This window comes from Mycobacterium sp. NGS16, from assembly GCF_059813225.1.
Genome location: NZ_JCALEE010000005.1, coordinates 151,630 through 168,166, shown reverse-complemented (window position 1 = coordinate 168,166; position 16,537 = coordinate 151,630). Strand labels below are relative to the sequence as shown.

18 protein-coding genes are annotated in these 16,537 nt (G+C 66.0%); 10 read left to right on the top strand and 8 right to left on the bottom strand.

The window, feature by feature from the left end; genetic code table 11:
• Positions 1 to 86: 86 nt before the first annotated feature.
• Positions 87 to 824 carry a PE-PPE domain-containing protein gene (locus AC5Y4Q_RS14375; RefSeq protein ID WP_064921993.1) on the bottom strand — a complete coding sequence of 246 codons (738 nt, stop codon included), beginning with the start codon at positions 822 to 824 and terminating at the stop codon, positions 87 to 89.
• 286 nt (positions 825 to 1,110) lie between these two features.
• Positions 1,111 to 1,899, bottom strand: a complete 789-nt coding sequence (locus tag AC5Y4Q_RS14370; protein ID WP_064921992.1) for a PE-PPE domain-containing protein — start codon at positions 1,897 to 1,899, stop codon at positions 1,111 to 1,113.
• Between the two features lie 308 nt (positions 1,900 to 2,207).
• Between AC5Y4Q_RS14370 and AC5Y4Q_RS14365 the strand changes: the two genes are divergently transcribed.
• From AC5Y4Q_RS14365 to AC5Y4Q_RS14335, 7 genes are all read left to right on the top strand, one after another.
• A complete protein-coding gene (locus AC5Y4Q_RS14365; protein WP_064921991.1) occupies positions 2,208 to 3,206 on the top strand; it encodes an alpha/beta hydrolase in 999 nt (332 codons plus the stop codon).
• A complete protein-coding gene (locus AC5Y4Q_RS14360; protein ID WP_109976100.1) occupies positions 3,206 to 4,063 on the top strand; it encodes an SDR family NAD(P)-dependent oxidoreductase in 858 nt (285 codons plus the stop codon). Before AC5Y4Q_RS14365 ends, AC5Y4Q_RS14360 begins: the two co-directional genes overlap by 1 nt.
• 26 nt (positions 4,064 to 4,089) lie before the next feature.
• Positions 4,090 to 5,010: a hypothetical protein gene (locus tag AC5Y4Q_RS14355; protein WP_064921989.1), complete on the top strand. Its 921-nt coding sequence runs from the start codon at positions 4,090 to 4,092 to the stop codon at positions 5,008 to 5,010.
• Between the two features lie 11 nt (positions 5,011 to 5,021).
• Positions 5,022 to 6,506 (top strand): flavin-containing monooxygenase, encoded by a 1,485-nt coding sequence (locus AC5Y4Q_RS14350; protein ID WP_065019215.1) that lies wholly within the window; start codon positions 5,022 to 5,024, stop codon positions 6,504 to 6,506.
• A gap of 9 nt (positions 6,507 to 6,515) precedes the next feature.
• On the top strand, positions 6,516 to 7,301 hold the full coding sequence (locus tag AC5Y4Q_RS14345; RefSeq protein ID WP_065019214.1) for a MerR family transcriptional regulator: 786 nt from the start codon (positions 6,516 to 6,518) through the stop codon (positions 7,299 to 7,301).
• Between the two features lie 70 nt (positions 7,302 to 7,371).
• On the top strand, positions 7,372 to 7,584 hold the full coding sequence (locus AC5Y4Q_RS14340) for a hypothetical protein (protein WP_234786445.1): 213 nt from the start codon (positions 7,372 to 7,374) through the stop codon (positions 7,582 to 7,584).
• Positions 7,585 to 7,685: 101 nt separating this feature from the next.
• The gene (locus tag AC5Y4Q_RS14335) at positions 7,686 to 8,261 is read left to right on the top strand and encodes a carboxymuconolactone decarboxylase family protein (protein ID WP_065019213.1); all 576 of its coding nucleotides are present in this window, start codon (positions 7,686 to 7,688) and stop codon (positions 8,259 to 8,261) included.
• A gap of 65 nt (positions 8,262 to 8,326) precedes the next feature.
• On the opposite strand, the gene AC5Y4Q_RS14330 is transcribed toward AC5Y4Q_RS14335, so the two are convergent.
• Entirely contained in the window at positions 8,327 to 9,274 is a 948-nt protein-coding gene (locus tag AC5Y4Q_RS14330) for a 2-hydroxyacid dehydrogenase (RefSeq protein WP_064921984.1), read from the bottom strand.
• Between the two features lie 108 nt (positions 9,275 to 9,382).
• Between AC5Y4Q_RS14330 and AC5Y4Q_RS14325 the strand changes: the two genes are divergently transcribed.
• Positions 9,383 to 10,102 (top strand): DUF2652 domain-containing protein, encoded by a 720-nt coding sequence (locus tag AC5Y4Q_RS14325; RefSeq protein WP_064922057.1) that lies wholly within the window; start codon positions 9,383 to 9,385, stop codon positions 10,100 to 10,102.
• 24 nt (positions 10,103 to 10,126) lie between these two features.
• On the opposite strand, the gene AC5Y4Q_RS14320 is transcribed toward AC5Y4Q_RS14325, so the two are convergent.
• The 3 genes from AC5Y4Q_RS14320 to AC5Y4Q_RS14310 form a co-directional block, all read right to left on the bottom strand.
• A complete protein-coding gene (locus tag AC5Y4Q_RS14320) occupies positions 10,127 to 10,813 on the bottom strand; it encodes a cutinase family protein (protein WP_065019212.1) in 687 nt (228 codons plus the stop codon).
• A gap of 89 nt (positions 10,814 to 10,902) precedes the next feature.
• Positions 10,903 to 12,486 (bottom strand): Na+/H+ antiporter, encoded by a 1,584-nt coding sequence (locus AC5Y4Q_RS14315; RefSeq protein WP_065019211.1) that lies wholly within the window; start codon positions 12,484 to 12,486, stop codon positions 10,903 to 10,905.
• 2 nt (positions 12,487 to 12,488) lie between these two features.
• Positions 12,489 to 13,139, bottom strand: coding sequence for a TetR/AcrR family transcriptional regulator (locus AC5Y4Q_RS14310; RefSeq protein ID WP_064921981.1), 651 nt, complete (start codon positions 13,137 to 13,139; stop codon positions 12,489 to 12,491).
• 107 nt (positions 13,140 to 13,246) lie between these two features.
• On the opposite strand from AC5Y4Q_RS14310, the gene AC5Y4Q_RS14305 reads away from it, so the two are divergent.
• A complete protein-coding gene (locus AC5Y4Q_RS14305; RefSeq protein WP_065019210.1) occupies positions 13,247 to 14,278 on the top strand; it encodes an aromatic ring-hydroxylating dioxygenase subunit alpha in 1,032 nt (343 codons plus the stop codon).
• Positions 14,275 to 15,363, top strand: a complete 1,089-nt coding sequence (locus AC5Y4Q_RS14300) for an NAD(P)H-dependent amine dehydrogenase family protein (RefSeq protein ID WP_065019209.1) — start codon at positions 14,275 to 14,277, stop codon at positions 15,361 to 15,363. The genes AC5Y4Q_RS14305 and AC5Y4Q_RS14300 overlap by 4 nt, the downstream gene beginning before the upstream one ends.
• Before the next feature lie 14 nt (positions 15,364 to 15,377).
• On the opposite strand, the gene AC5Y4Q_RS14295 is transcribed toward AC5Y4Q_RS14300, so the two are convergent.
• Together AC5Y4Q_RS14295 and AC5Y4Q_RS14290 are read right to left on the bottom strand one after the other, a co-directional pair.
• Positions 15,378 to 16,406 (bottom strand): NAD(P)H-dependent flavin oxidoreductase, encoded by a 1,029-nt coding sequence (locus AC5Y4Q_RS14295; protein WP_065019208.1) that lies wholly within the window; start codon positions 16,404 to 16,406, stop codon positions 15,378 to 15,380.
• The gene (locus AC5Y4Q_RS14290) at positions 16,403 to 16,528 is read right to left on the bottom strand and encodes a muconolactone Delta-isomerase family protein (RefSeq protein ID WP_082952631.1); all 126 of its coding nucleotides are present in this window, start codon (positions 16,526 to 16,528) and stop codon (positions 16,403 to 16,405) included. Before AC5Y4Q_RS14290 ends, AC5Y4Q_RS14295 begins: the two co-directional genes overlap by 4 nt.
• Positions 16,529 to 16,537 lie beyond the last annotated feature (9 nt).

Genomic DNA, 16,537 nt, shown 5'->3' with positions numbered 1-16,537 from the left:
GGATGACGTCGGACGGTGCTTGAGAGTTACATCGGCTGATCCTTGACGCTGCCCGGCGCCGCTTGGCTCACTGCGGCGCCCGTGTATCACGCGGCGCTGAGCGCGTTGAGCAGCGCATCCCACAATTCGGTGGAGGTCAGTGTCGGAATGTCGTTGATCGTGGTCAATCCGTCGACTGTCGTTGTGGCCGCGTCGATTTCGGCTGGCGTCAACCCGAGGTAGGCCTCGTGGAGTTCCAACCCGAGCATGAGGTCCTGCCAACTTGTGCCTAAGACGCCGGGTTCGGCGTAGGCGTCGCCGTGAATGTTGTACACCTCGGTCGGGTACAGGTCGTTGGGGACGACGGTGGTGTTGGCGCCGAGCATGACGAAACGCAGCGCGTCGCTGGGGACGCCGGCTTCGGCGAGTTGCTGTTCGGCGAGGGCGGCCACCAGGCTGCTTTGCGAGTAGGTGAAAATGGTCAGCGGGTCGCTGCACGCGCCGGAGGCGTCGCAATCCATGTCGCCGGCGGCGTAGTCGGCAAGGACCGCGTTGACGAGGATGGATTCGCCCTGCGGGACGCTCTGGAAGAAGTCGTTGGATTCCGGTGTGGTCAGTGCCAGCGTCGACGCGGGAGTGCCCTCATACCCGTTCGGCTCGAGGTACAGGTTGAGTGCGTCGCTGATGTAGGCGGCATTCGGTGTCGGGATTCCGGTCGGGCCCAGGATCAACGCGTTGGTTGAGCCGTAGAGGAAGTCGTAGTTGTCTTCGTCGGCGGCGTTGGCCGCAGCGGCCAACCCCAGCGCGGCGCCGCACAGCGCGGCGCCGAGGATCAAGTGCTTCATGGGTCCCCTCGGGTGCGAGTTCACAGATGACGTCGCCGAGCGGCTCTGATCGGCAGGTGAAGAGGTTGGCCGACACCCGCGATAGATGGCGAGCGCGCCGCGGCAGCGGTTGTCGACGGCAGAATTATTTCAGGTGGCGTCAATTTGGTCTCGGGAATCGAAATATCGCCGAGCGAGATTGATCACGTCTGGCCACTCGGCCACGAACCAAGGGGAAGGGACGGTCACGCCGTGAGAGTCCAATATGACGTCCCACGGCGCGGCCGCTCGGCCCAAGCCCAGCCCGTCACACGGCAAAGAACGAACTGAACAGCGCTTGGAACAGTTCGGGGAAGCTGAGTTCTGGAATCTCGTTGAACGTGGTCAGTCCATCGGTAACCGATGTGGCAGAGTCGATCTGGTCTGCCGTCAATCCGAGGTAGGCATTATGGACTGCCAACCCGTACAGCACGTCCTCCCAGCTCGTGTTCCCGAACAGCAGGTCTATCCAGCTCTGGGTTAACGAGTGCGTTGTGTAGATGTCGCCTGCGATGTTGAAAACCTCGGTGGGGTACATGTCGGTGGGGACGGCAGAGGGGGTGGCGCCGAGCATCACGAAACGTAACGCGTCCTCGGGGACGCCGGCTTTCACGAGGTCGTCTTGGGCGTAAGCGGCTATCAGGCTGCTTTGGGAGTAGGTGAAAATCGTCAGCGGATCACTGCATGCCCCGGAGGAGTCGCAGTCCATCTCGCCGGCGTTGTAGGCAGCGAGAACCGCGTCGATGAGGACTTTCTCGCCCTGCGGGACGCTCTCCAGGAAGTCATAGGAGTTGGGCAGAGTCAGCGCTTCCGACGACGCAACGGTGCCCTGGTACCCCAGTGGATCAAGGTACAGGTCGATCCCGTGGCTAATGTAGTTGGCGCTCGGGGTCGGGATTCCGGTCGGGCCCAGAACCAGTGCGTCGGTTGAGCCGTAGAGGAAGTCGTAGCTGGCGGCGGCGGTGGTGTCGGCGGCGGCGTCGGCGTTGGCGTTAGCTGCGCCGGCGAAGGCCAGCGCGGCGCCACAGAGTGCGGCGCCGAGGAGCACTTGCTTCATTACGTCCCCTTGTTCGTAAGGTCAGATGGTGTCGCCGAGCTGCTCTGCTGAACTCGTTCCGTTGGCCGGCATCGGGTAGATGCCGATCCGCGCTGCCCCCGGCTGCCAACATGCAAAATTATTACCGGTAGCGTCAATTTTTTCTACAAAAATCGGAAGAATCGCCGATCAACCGGCGACTGGTCACGCGGTGGGCTGAGCCGGTCGGCCACCAGTCATCAGCGACGGGCGTTCCCGTCGGTGCGGACCCCGAGATAGCTACATCACAGACCGTGCCATTGACAAATGGCGCAATCGATGGTGTTGTCATGGGCGTGACGGATCCCGACAGCTCCGCGCTGCCCGCCGTACCCACCCGAGCAACACTGCGAGCGGTCTTTTCGGCCGCTGTCACACGCTGGACACTCGGTTGTCTGACCAGCGTCATTCCGATGAACCGACCCGGCGTCTGGTTCGGACGCGGTCTGATCGCCACCATCATGGGGGCGTTCGGGTCGATGCCCGGCGGGACCAGGATCATTCCGGTGCATGCCCCTGGGGTGCGTGGCGAATGGGTGCTCGGGCCCGGCGTCGAGTTCGGCAACCGGGCCGGCTACTACGTGCACGGCAGCGCCTACGTCATCTGCTCGGCGCGCACCCATCGCAAGCTCGTCGCCAATCTGTCTGCCGCCACCGGCTTGCCGATGTTCGTCGTGGACTACCGGCTGGCGCCCGAGCACCGGTTCCCGGCTGCGGCTGACGATGTCGAAGCCGGCTACCGCTGGTTGTTGGCCCAGGGGTATGCGGCCTCGGACCTGGTGATCGGCGCGGACTCCGCCGGCGGGCATCTGACCTGTGACCTGTTGTTGGCACATGCCGGCGAACCGGGTTTTCAGCCGGCCGGGGTGGTGCTGTTTTCGCCGCTGATCGACCTCACCTTGGGGCTGGCCCAACAGCAAGAAGCCGTGCGCCGTGACCCGGCGATGTCGGCCCGCGCGGCACGCCGCATGGTGGGGCTCTACACGCGAGGGCAAGGTCACGACAACACGCGGCTGCGGCTCGACTTCGCCGGGGCGGATGCGCTGCCGCCGGTGCTCATTCAAGTCGGTGGGTTCGAGATGCTGCGTGCCGACGCGCACCACCTGGACGCCGAGATCCGCCGGGCCGGCGGAACCAGCACCCTGGAGGTGTGGCCGGGGATGGTGCACGTCTTCCAAGCCCTGCCGCGGCTGGCGGCCGAGGCCGAGTCCGCGCTGCGCCGTACCGCTGCCTTCATTGCCGACGTCTATGGCGACAACATTTCTGACGCACTCGAAGGAGCCTGCTGATGCTGGGAATCGACTTGGTGCGCAATATCTTCCGCACCGAGCGGCGCACAGCCAATGCCAAAGCGGTGGTCACCGGCGCCGGTAGCGGCATCGGACGTTCCTTCGCCCTGGAGTTGGCCCGCCGTGGCGGCGACGTCATCTGCGCAGACATCGACGAAGCTCGCGCGGTCGAAACCGTGGCGCTGATCGATCAGCTGCCCACCGGCACCGGGCATGCCGTGCAGTGCGATGTGTCGGACCGCAGCGCGATCGAGCTGCTGGCCAAGCACGCCCACGACATCTACGGTGGGGCCCCGACCCTGGTGATCAACAACGCGGGCGTCGGCATCGGTGGAAAGCCAGTGGGCGACATCGGTTTCGAGGACTGGGACTGGGCGCTCGGGATCAACCTGTGGGGGGTGGTCTATGGCTGCGAGGTCTTCACCCCGATCCTGCGTGACGCCGGCCGCGGGGGAATCATCAACGTGGCATCGGCGGCCGGATTCGCTGCCGCCCCGTCGATGGCGGCATACAACGTGTCGAAAGCCGGCGTGATGTCGCTGTCGGAGACCCTCGCTGCCGAGCTGGACGGCACCGGCATCGCCGTCACCGTGCTCTGTCCGACGTTCGTGAAGACCAACGTCTTCACCGATGGGCGGATCACACCCAGCTCGATGACCCTCAGCCAGCAGCTGGCTCGCTGGACCGGGCTCTCTGCGGACAATGTCGCGGCGCGCACGTTGGACGCCCACGACAGTGGCCGGCTGTACGTGGTGCCCCAACTCGACGCCACCGTCATCTGGCACCTGAAGCGGCATTTCCCCGGCCTGTATGTCCGCGGCGCCGGGCTGCTCGGCCGCGTCCTTCCCAAGAACTGACCCGTCTCACGAAAGGAATACAGATCATGGCGATGGACCTCGACGACATGCTGCAGAAGATCAAGGACAAGCAGTGGGCCCTGGTCGATATCGACTGGGACGCTCCGGGAGCCGAGTTGATCGAGCCGGAGCTGTGGGCCAAGCTCAAGCCGTTCATGACCGACCTGATGTGGATCGAGAACGTCGGCGCCCGCGGATTCGCCGCGCTGGCCAAGAAGGCCCCCAACCCGACGTTGAAGAGCATCTACGAGCACTTCCATGCCGAGGAGCAGAAGCACGCGAACGCCGAACTCGCGCTGATGCGGCGGTGGGGCATGTTGGACAACGACGAAGTTCCGCCGCCGAGCGTCAACGTACAGCTGGTGATCACCTGGCTCGACAAGTTCTCCGATGGCATGTCGCTGTCGATTCTGGGCACTGTGATCCCCATGCTGGAAGTGGCTCTGGACGGCGCACTGATCAAGTTCATCACCGACGAGGTCAAAGACCCAGTAGCCCAGGAAGTGTTCAAGCGGATCAACTCCGACGAGTCGCGCCACCTGGCGGTCGACTTCGAGGTGATGGACATTCTGGGCCACGCCAGTATGCGCAAGTTGCTGGTCGAGTTGGTCGGCAGCTGGATGAACCCGGCACTGCTGGTCGGTACGTTGAGCTACTTCCCGCTGCTGAACAAGATGCGCGACAACATTGTGGCGATGGGCGTCAATGAGGAACGCCTCTACCAGGCGATGCGCCGTTTCCAAAATGTCGGTGAACGAAGCGCTTTCGCCCGCAGGGTGCCGATGTATCAGTTCATCTCCTGGCACGGCAAGAAGGTGATCGACCGCAGCTCGAAGTACCACTGGCTGGCGGATTCGCTGGTTAAGGTCACCGGCCTGATCCCGCCGGCGATGGTGCAGCACACCCCGACCTGGTCGCAGGAACTGACCTACGAGCCGGTCGCGTAAAGGAGCAGGACATGACGATCTCCGTAGCGATCATCGGCGCCGGATTCGCCGGCATCGGGGCCGCCATCCGCCTCAAAGACCAAGGCATCACCGACTTCACGATTTACGAACGGGATTCGCGGGTCGGCGGCACCTGGCGCGACAACACCTATCCCGGCGCCGCCTGCGACATCCCGTCGCGCCTGTACTCCTACAGCTTCGCGCTCAACCCCGACTGGTCGCACACCTACTCGGGCAGCGCCGAAATCCTGGCCTACATCGACAGCATGGTCGAATCTGCCGGTATCGCCCCGCACATCCGGTTCGGGCACAACGTGACCGATATCGAATACGACGCCGAAGCAGGCGAGTGGACCATCGGCATCGCCGACCGGGAACCGGCACGCGCCAAAACTGTCATCGTGGCGTCCGGGCCGTTGTCCAACGCCAGCTTCCCGGATATCCCCGGCATCGAGACCTACGAGGGCCACAAGATCCACAGTGCCCGTTGGGATCACGACTACGATTTCGCCGGTAAGAAGGTGGCCGTCATCGGCACCGGCGCCAGCGGCGTGCAGATCATCCCGGAACTGGTCAAGGTGGCGGAGTCGGTCAAGGTGTTCCAACGCACCCCGGGGTGGGTGCTGCCGCGGATCAACACCGCGACGAGCGGCTGGCTGAAGAAGATCTACAAGGAGGTGCCGCTGGCCGAGAAGCTGATGCGGTCCGCCTGGTTCTGGGGCCACGAGTCGGTCGCGGTCGGGGTGGTGTGGGACAGCCCCTTCACCCGGCTGGTGGAGGCCCTCAGTTCGGCGAACCTGCGTGCGCAGGTGAAGGATCCGTGGTTGCGGCGACAACTCACGCCCGACTTCTCCGCCGGCTGTAAACGGCTCCTGATGACCAGTGACTACTACCCGGCACTGCAGCAGGACAACTGCAAGCTGGTGACCTGGCCCATCGCCCGGCTGTCGCCCAAGGGTATTCGCACCGTCGAGGGTATCGAGCACCAGTTCGACGCCATCGTGTTCGCCACCGGATTCGAAGTCTCCAAAGCCGGTACTCCCATCCCGATCACCGGTATCGACGGTCGGGACCTGGCAGCGGAGTGGAGCAAGGGCGCCTACGCCTACCGCAGCGTCGCGGTCTCGGGCTATCCGAATCTGTTCTTCACCTTCGGTCCGAACTCGGGCCCCGGCCACAGCTCGGCGCTGGTCTACATGGAGGCTCAGATCGACTACATCGTCACGGCGATCGCCAAACTGTTGCAGTTCGACTGGAAGTCGCTGGACGTGCGGCGCGAAGTGCAAGACCGCTACAACAAGGACATCCAGCGGCGCCTGAAGGCCACGACCTGGAACTCCGGCTGCCGGAGCTGGTATCTGACCGAGGACGGCTTCAACGCCACCATGTTCCCGGGATTCGCCACCCAATACGTCAACCAGCTCAAGTCGTTGGACCTGCGCGACTTCAAGATCACCGCGGCAACGACGAGCCGCACCCCGGTGCTGACCGCCTAGGATGCGCAGGTGGCTGAGTACCGGATCGACGACCTGGCACGAGAGGCGGGCACGACCACCCGCAACGTGCGGGTCTACCAGGAGAACGGCCTGCTGCCCCGGCCGCAGCGCCGGGGCCGGGTCGCGATCTACACCGACCGGCACCTCAGCCAGCTGCAAGCGATCATCCGGCTGCTCAGCGAGGGATTCACGGTCAAGCACATCCTGAAGTTCCTGACCGGGCTACAACGCGGTGCGGACCTGGTCGAGGTGCTGGATCTGGCGGATCTGGCCGAGCTGGTGACCACGCCATGGTCGAACCCGGTGTCGCAGACCATGACGCGCGAAGACCTGGAGTCACGGCTGGGCGGGTTGGACGCAGCGATGCTACGCCGATTGACCGATGGCGGCGTGATCGCGCCGACCGAGGCCAAAGACAGCTACCTGGTCACTGATCTGCGCCTCGTGGACGACTTCGCCACCTTGGTCTCGCGCGGTATGCCGCTGGCAGCGCTGTTGGACGCAGTCGGCGCCGTCGACGCCAAGCTGGATGAGGCGGCCAGCGTGATGGCCCGCAGCGGATACACGGAGGTGGTGCGCCAGCGGGGGACCGGATGGCTACCCGGCAACGAGACCGAGCTTGCCTGGGCCGCCGATCTGGTGAACGCGATGCGCCGAGTGGCAAGGCGGGCGGCACATGCGAGTCTGGATCGCGCCTTCGACGCGGCGGTGCGCGCCGAGTTGCGGCAGTACCAGCAGGAGAGCCAACAGCACGACACCAGCCCGAAGAGAGCATCTGAGTCAAAAAGCCGTTGAACCGCGCGGGATGGTTGATGATGGGAAGTTGCGCGGGTATCCCTTGGAACGGGAGGTCTGGCGAAAGGCTATGTCGGACATTACGGAGCTGCATCGGGCGCTGCTGGCGCGCATTCTCGACGGCAGTGCGGCAGCACCGCGCGAGCTGCGTAAGGCCGCCTTCGACAACGCGGGCCTCGATGAACCGATGCGCACCCTGGTCGACAAGGTCGCCCTCCGCTCCTACCAGGTGACCGACGAGGACATCGCCGCCGCAGGTGCCGCCGGCCTCAGCGAGGACTAGATCTTTGAGATCATGGTGTGCGCCGCGGTCGGTCAGGCCACTCGCCAATACACCGGTGCGCTGCAGGCGCTGGCCGGGGCGACCGGCGAGCGAGGCCAACGATGAGGTTGGCGATCCTCGATCACGGGCACCGGCTGCGCACCAAGGCCTTGCTGCGGGTGATCCGGCTCGTCTCGGGCCAGCCGGTGGTCGACGCGGTCAAGCTCGCGTTCTACCGCCCCGACTTCTACGGTGCCGGTGCGTTGACGCACGAGGCGATGCGCGGGCCGTCGGCGTGGTCGATCGGGGAACGGGAACTGATGGCCGCCTATGTCTCCAAGGTCAACGACTGCCCGTTCTGCGTGGCCGCGCACACGGCCACCGCCAACCTCTGTTATGACGATGAGTCGACGGCTGCCGCGGCGCTCGCCGACCCGCGCGCGGCGCCGATCTCAGAGCCGCTGCGGGCGACGCTTGGGCTGCTCGGCAAGCTCACCCGCGAGCACAGCATCACGGTCGAGGACGTCCGTGACGTGCTCGCGACCGGCGTCACCCCCGCCCAGCTCGAGGACGCCCTCGCGGTCAGTCTGGCCTTCAACATCACCGGCCGGCTGGCCAACGCGTTCGACTTCGAGGTGGTCGGGCCCGCCGCCATGTCAGCCGGTGCCCGCCATCTGGTGAAGCGCGGCTACCGCTGACCACTCGACCGGGGCGTTGCCGGCACGACCCGGACGCCCGGTTGCACCGGCGACCCTCACCTCGATCATCGTGGCCGCAGTACCGGTGTGGTCAGCGTTCCACGGGTGAGGTACTCGTCGAGGTTTCGTAGCGCCAACGCGGCCATCGCGGCGCGGGTGCGCGCTGTCGCGCTACCGACATGCGGTAACAGCACCACATTGCCCTGTTCACGCAACGCCGAGGGAACGTGCGGCTCGTCGGTGTACACATCAAGCCCCGCACCCGCAAGCCGCCCGCTGACAAGTAATTCCACCAGCGCATCCTGATCGACGACGCTGCCGCGGGCGACGTTGATCAGGTAACCGGCTTCGCCCAGCGCCTCCAGCACCTGCCGACTGACCAGCCCCCGGGTTGCGTTCCCGCCGCTGACCGCCACCACCAGCACGTCGACTGATTCGGCGAGCTCGACCGGCGACCCGGCGTAGCGGTACGGGCAATCGGGCACCTGCCGACGATTGTGATACGAGATCGCGCAGTCGAATCCGAGCAGCCGAGACGCAATCGCCGCGCCGATGCGCCCCAGACCCAGAATGCCCACCTGGGCGCCGCTCACATCACGGGTCAACGCAAGCGGCCCCTCGACCGGCCAACGACCGGCCCGGACATAACGGTCCGCGGCGCACAGTCCCCGCATCGTCGCAAGCACCAAACCCACCGCGGTATCGGCGACGCTGTCGTTGAGCACATCGGGCGTGTTGCTGACCCCGATGCCCCGCCGCTGGGCCTCCTCGACATCGACCAAGTCGTAGCCGGCGCCGTAGTTGACGATCGCCCCGAGATTGGGCAACGCCTTCATGAGATGACCATCCACACCCGGTGGACCGGCCACCACGGCAGCGGTCACGCTCGGCCCATGCTCAGCCAGGAACGCGTCTCGCTCGGCACCGGCAGGCAACCGCAGCGGTTGATATTTCGCGGCGGCCAAGGCGGCGGCCAGCGCCGGATCCGGTGTCCCAACTTCGAGAACCTCCATACCGCCAGTGTCCACGGCGGGCGCTTCGGATCGGCGGCCGTCGACCAGACCGCATGGCCACGAATCACCATGGCCTTATCGGCGCTGCGAAACTACACTGTTGAGTTCATGGCCATCCGGCGCGCGGTGCTCGTCATCGCCGACATCGGCGGCTACACCGCCTACATGAACTGGAACCGGACCCACCTGGTGCACGCCCAGATGGCGGTGGCCACGCTGCTGGAATCGGTCATCGACGCCGCCAAGGGGATGAAGCTGGCGAAGCTCGAGGGTGATGCCGCCTTCTTCTGGGCGCCCAACGGCGACGCCCAGACGCTGGTCAGCGACCGGCTGGCGCGGATGCACCAGGCGTTCCTCGACCGGCGGGCCCGTATCGAGAACAGCCGCATGTGCAACTGCGCGAGCTGCAAACAATTGATGAACCTGTCGCTGAAGTTCGTCGCCCATCAGGGCGAGGTGGCGGAGCAGAAGGTCAAGCGCCACACCGAACTCGCCGGCGTCGACGTCATCCTGGTTCACCGGATGCTGAAAAACCAGGTGCCGGTGCCCGAATACGTGTTGATGACCGATGCCGTCGCACAGTGCCTCGACGAGCCGGTGCGGCGAACCTGCCTGCCGCTGCTGCACGACTTCGAGGGCCTCGGCGAAACCTCGACCTACTACCTGGATCTGGCGAACTCGGCGCTGCCACCACCGGCAGCCGCTATGGGGTGGGCCGGCAGGATGAAATTCCGGTGGAATGCTTTGCCGTTCATGGTCGGTGCCAAGGAACCCTGCGCGGGGTTTCGCAGCCTGGGCCGTGGGGCCCCCGAGCTCTCGAAGGGCTGACAGCGGCGGTCAGCTGCAGGCCGCCTAGAGCTTTCCGGCGACGAAGTCAGCTGCTTGGTTGACCATCCCCGACGAGATATAAGCGCTGGCCAGGTGTTGCGGCCAGTTCTCCTGCCAGGTGTTGGGGTCGGCGGGGTTGCAGACCGGATCGGCGCCATGGCACTGCTCGATGGTCCGATCGTTGTAGATCGGGCTGAAGTTCGTGATGGGGCCGACCCATTGACTGCCGTTGCCGAAGAGCGCCACTGCGGCGATGTGCTCGTCGGCGCCGGGCGGCAAAGGATTGGTGAAGCCCATCACCGAGAAGGGGACCGCAAGCACCACGTCGGTGACCGCCGCGCCCAGTGAGTAGCCCCCCGGCACGATGCGGGTGTTCGGGCATCCGTTGATCGTGTTCTGGATGTGCGCGCTCATATCGTTGGCGCCCTGGTCGATCTCATTGTCAGCGGGGTACTTCACCGCATACAGACTGACGTATTTGGAGGTCCTCGAACGCAGTGCGCTGACGAACGCGTTGCCGACCGCGCCGGCCCCGGGCGATTCCAGACGACCACGGGCGAATACCACTTCGACGTCGGGGCAGGCCGCGTTAGCCGGGGCGACCGCACCTGGCGTCCCGGCGGGAATCACGACAGGGGCGGTCAGCAAGACTGCCGCCAGCACAATGCCTGAACTTGCGAGTCGCAGTCGGCGGGCCGAGGAAACGCTCACGCAGTGGATAGTAGTGGTCGGCAGCCGGCCTGTCGCCCTGGACCGGGACCCGGTCACCGCACTGCGTTCGTCATCGACGCGTCGGGCCGCTATTCGGTGTCGGCAGGTCCCAGTAGCCGCACTTCTTCGAGGTCCATTTCCGCCTGGACCTCACGTAACACGATGTCGTCGATCTCATTTCGGTCCCGAAGCTCGGTTACGGCCCGACGTTTGTGCTCCAGGACGCCCAGATGTACTCGGCGCACCACGTCGTCACGTTCGGCGGCGGCGTTGTGCTGATCGGCCACCGCCACCAGCGCAGCTTCATCCTGATATTCCTTGCGCAGCCGGTCCATCAGATCGGCGCTGACGTTGAGGTCGTCGGCGATCCGCGGTAACGCGTCCAGGGCAGCTTCCGCGGCGCGGGTACGCGCCAGGTGCAGTTCCTGCGCGTGCGCGGCATCCTCGGGCATCCGGGCCCAGCGAACCACCGCGGGCAAGGTGCTGCCCTGCACCAGCACCGTCACCAGGATCACGAACGACACCACGTAGATGATCAGATTGCGATCCGGAAAGGGCGCGCCTGCATGGGTTGTCAACGGAACGGCCAGTGCGGCGGCCAGGGAGACCGCGCCGCGGAAACCCGCCCAACTCGACACCGCGCGCTGGCGCCAGTCGACGCGACGGCTCCGCTGCACGGCGCGCCGGTCCACGGTGCGGATCAGCACGGTGGTGATCTCCGACCACGCGATTCGGGTCACGATGACCACACCGGTGACGGCGAGGGCCAGCACCGTGGCATGACGAAGGCCGTCGCCGACATTGACGATCCCGTGCACCGCGCCGGGAATCTGGACCCCGACGAACACCCACAGCGAGCCATTGATCAAAAACGTTGCCATGTCCCAGAACGCGAATGCCTGCAGCCGCGAGCGGGCCCCGATCACCCGCGGGCCGACGTAGGACAACACCAGCGCCGACACCAGCACCGCGACGACGCCGCTGCAGTGAAACGTCTGGGCGAGCAGAAACGCCGCGAACGGCGTCAAGACGCTCAGCGCGCCTTCCTCCAGCGGCGAGTCAATGCGGCGGCGCAGCAGCGTGACCGCGGCGCCCACCAGCAGTCCGGCCGCGATACCGCCCAGGTATGAACCGACGAACCGGCCCACCAGGTCGACGGGTCCGATTGCGGGGCTGCCCGTGGCTACCGCGACCGTCACCGCGAACAGCACCAGTGCCGTTCCGTCGTTGATGATGCTTTCGGCGCGCAGCACGGTCAGCGGCCGGCGCGGCAACTTCTTCGCCAGGCCGGCCACCGCCGCGGCATCGGTGGGCGACAGGACGGCGCCCAGCACCGAGGCCGCATGGGGTTCCATTCCCAGCCAGCGCGCCGTCCACGCCACCGCCACCGCCGTGGCGATCACCAGCCCGACGCTGACGAGCACGATCACCCGCAGGTTCGCCCGGATCTCCCGGAAGCTGGTGTTCATGCTCTCCCAGTACAGGATCGCCGGCAGGAACAGCAGCAACACGATCTCGCCGTCGAGCTGGGTTTCGCCGAAGCGGGGGATCAGACCCAGCATGCCGCCGAGCAAGATGAGCAACACCGGCGGCCCGACGCGATACCGCTTGCCCAACAGCGTGCCCGTGACCACGGTGGCGACGAGCGTGACAACAACGACGAGGCCAAACACCCTCACATCCTGCCGTGTCGACGGTGTGCTGGGGAGCCTTCGAGATAGGCCGCCAAGGCATTGGTCAGACCGCGCCGGGCCTCCTCGAGGTCGGCATAGGAGCCCAGCTGACGCTCGGAGACCAGCCCGCGCATGGCACCCGGGATAAGGGCGGCCACCTCCCGCACCCGTTGCGGGTCGACCTCCAGGTCGGCGAACGCGCTATGGCAGGTCTGCAGCCAGCTTCTGCCCCAGGAGAACAGCTCCGCCGCGGTACGCGGATACAACCGCTCCAGCTCGTGATGGTCGCGGGGGAGCGCGGCCCGCAGGTTCTCGATCGCCCGGGAATCCTGCGACGCCAGCCCGTGATAGAGGGTGTCGATGATCGCGGCAACCCGATCCCGTAGCGGGGCATCCTTTTTCAGCTCGGCGAACGCCGATATGGTCGCGTCCCGCCGCTCGGCGGTCCGGTGCAGCACTGCCGCCCAGAAGCCGTCGACGTCGCCGAACTGATATTGCACCGCGCCCCAGGTGGCGCCGCTCTCCTTGGCGATCCGGCTCGCCGACACCGCGCCCGGGTCGCCGGTGGCCAGCGACCGCACCGCCGCGTCCAGCATCGCCTCGCGGGTCGCTTGCCCGCGCTTGTTGCTGCGCCGCGGTGCTGGTTGTGTCATCCCAGGAATCCTAGCAACATTTCCATAGTACCCCCTATGATTCTGTTGTCGGGCGAACTATGCTGCGGAAGTCGGCCCGCTCGCGACCATGGAGAGGACACGCACGCATGGCTAAACCGCCGCTGTCGATGAAGCCGACCGGCTGGTTCCAGGTCGCCTGGTCCGACGAGATCGGTGTCGGCGACGTCCACACCATGAAGTACTTCGGCCAGGAGATGGTCGGCTGGCGCGCCGAATCCGGGCGGCTCACCGTGATGAACGCCTACTGTGAGCACCTGGGTGCACACCTGGGTTACGGCGGCACCGTCTGCGGCGAAGTGCTGCAGTGCCCATTTCACGGCTGGCAGTGGAACTCCCAGGGACGCAACGTCTGTATTCCCTACCAGGACAAGCCCAATCGCGGCCGGCGGATCACCACCTACCCGGTCGTCGAACGCAACGAATCGGTCTACATCTGGCATGACGTCCACGGACGCGAGCCGTTCTTCGACCCGCCGGACGTATTCGCCAGCTTCGATGACCGCAGCGCGGCCGATTACTACCCGCAGCAGCGGCTATACCGGCAGAGCCTGGAAATGCACCCGCAGTACGTCCTGGAGAACGGAGTGGATTTCGCGCACTTCAAGTACGTGCACCGCACCCCGATCGTGCCGGTGTTCACCCGGCACGACTTCGCCGAACCGGTGTCCTACGTCGACTTCACCATCACCTTCGAAGGCGACGACGGGCAGCGCATCGAAGACGTCAACAGCGGTGTGGAGGCCATCAACGGCGGCTTGGGTATCGCGGTGACCAAGAGCTGGGGGATGATCGACAACCGCACCATCTCGGCGATCACGCCCGTCGACGATTCCACCTCCGATGTCCGGTTCATGGTCTACATCGGCCGCACACCAGCCGGCGATCCGGTGCGCGCCGAGGCCAGGGCGGCCGAATTCGGTCGCGAAGTGATCCGGCAGTTCGAACAGGACATCCACATCTGGTCGCATCAGCGCTATTCGGATCCGCCGGCGCTGGCCACCGCCGAATACTCCGGCTTCACCGCAATCCGCCAGTGGGCCAAACAGTTCTACCCCGACGGCATCGGGGGCAGTGCCGCCGAAGTCTATGCAGCGACCCAGAAAGGCTCCTCCGCATGACCGCATCCACCACCCCGATCCGCGTGTTCCAGGTCGCCACCGGCAACGTCGGCTCCGAGATGATCAAACGGATCGCCGCGCGTCCCGATCTGGAGCTCGTTGGTGTGCACTGCTATTCGCCGGAGAAGGTGGGTAAGGACACCGGTGAGCTGGTCGGCATCGCACCCAACGGGGTGAAGGCGACCGGCAGCATCGAGGAGATCATCGCCGCCAAACCGGATGTGCTGACCTTTCACGGGGTGTTCCCCGACGAGGATCTCTACGTCCAGGTTCTGGAGGCGGGCATCAACATCGTCACCACTGCCGACTGGATCACCGGTTGGCACCGCGACCACAACCACCCGCACCGGTCCGGAAAGCCGGTGACGCAGCTGCTCTCCGAGGCCTGCGCCAAGGGTGGCGCGACGTTCTACGGGACCGGGATGAACCCGGGCCTCAATCAGATCCTGGGCGTGGTGGCCGCGGCCGACGTCGCCGAGATCGAGAACGTCACCACCATCGAGTCGGTCGATGTGTCGTGTCATCACTCCAAGGAGACCTGGATCGAGGTCGGCTACGGCCAGCCGGTCGATGATCCGGAGATCCCGGCCAAACTGGAGAAGTTCACCCGCGTCTTCGCCGACAGCGTGCTGATGATGGCGGACTGCTTCGACCTGACCCTCGACGAGGTCACCTTCAGCTACGAGCTGGGCGTCTGCACCAAGGACGTCGACCTGGGCTGGTACACGCTACCCAAAGGATCGTTGGGCGGCAACTACATCAAATACCAGGGCATGGTCGACGGGGTGCCGCGCGTCGAGACTCACCTGGAATGGCAGATGACCCCGCACACCGAACCGAACTGGAAGATCAAGGGCTGCTACATCACTCGGGTGACCGGCGACCCGTGCGTCTACAACAAGCACATGATCTTGCCGAAACCCGGTGTGGACCTGTCCAACCCCGACAACTTCGCCTCGATCGGCATGACCGTTACCGGCTTGCCCGCCCTGAATGCGATCCGATCCGTGGTGGCCGCCCCGCCGGGGCTACTGACCAGCGCCGACCTGCCGTTGCGGGGGTTCGCGGGACGATTCCGGGTGTAACGGTTCTGCCGCGGTCAGACCGCGCCGGCCAACCCACGCAGGATCTGCGACGTTGATCCGCCGGCGGCATGCCGGTAGCCGGTTCCGGCCCACAGATGAACCAGATCCGGTTCGCCGGCCGCCGCTGCCGCCTTGCGCAGCGGACTGGTCAGATGGTGGATTGCCGGGTAGCCCAGCGGGGCACGGCTTCCGTAGGTGTCGATGAAGGTGTTCCGCAGCCCCCGTGCGGGACGCCCGGAGAAGGCCCGGGTGACGACGGTTTCGGTGCGGCGCGGGTCGGTCAGCGCGGCCTGGTGCGTGCTTGAGGCCCCGCTTTCGTCGGCCCGCAACAGTGCGGTGCCCACCATGGCCGCGGCGGCGCCGGCGTGGATGGCCTCGGCAACCTGCGTGGCGGTGGCCAGGCCCCCGGCCGCGATGACCGGCAGGCCAACGGTCGCCCGGATCTGGGCGATCAGCTCGGTCAACGGTTGCGGTGAAGGCGGCCGATCGGGAGTGAACGTGCCCGAATGCCCTCCGGCGTCGCGGCTTTGCACCGCAAGCATGTCGACGCCGACGTCGGCGGCCTGCGCCGCCTCGGCGGCGGAGGTAACGGTCTGGATGACCGTCGTCCCGGCCGCTTTCAGTGCCTGGACGACGGCTCCGTCGGGAAGCCCGAACGTAAAGCTCACCAGCGGCACCGGATCCGACACCAACAGGTCGACCTTGGCGGCGAAACAGTCGTCGTCCTCGATCGGCTCAGCGGGCAAGGTGAGCCCGAACCGGTCGGCTTCGTGTTGCATCAGCGACGCATACGCGCGGTAGGCGCCGGCGTCGACGTGAGTCCGGTTGGGGACGAAGACGTTGACACCGAAGACCGATGTGCGCGCTCGCACCGCGGCGATCTCGGCGGCGAGGGCGTCGGGCGTCTTGTACCCGGCGGCCAGGAAGCCGAACCCGCCGGCGTCAGATGCGGCGTGCACCATCGCCGGGGTCGAGGGGCCGCCGGACATCGGCGCGGCGATCACCGGGAGGGCGAGCCCCAGCGTGGACAAGGGTGTCGTCATCGGGGTCGCCCCTGGGCCGCCAGCTCGCGCGCCCGGATCGCTTCGCGCGCGCGCACTGCGTCGACCTCGGATTCGGGTGTCCCCGGCGGAACGTGGGTCGTCATCTCGACCAAGTACTCCATGGCCCGGTC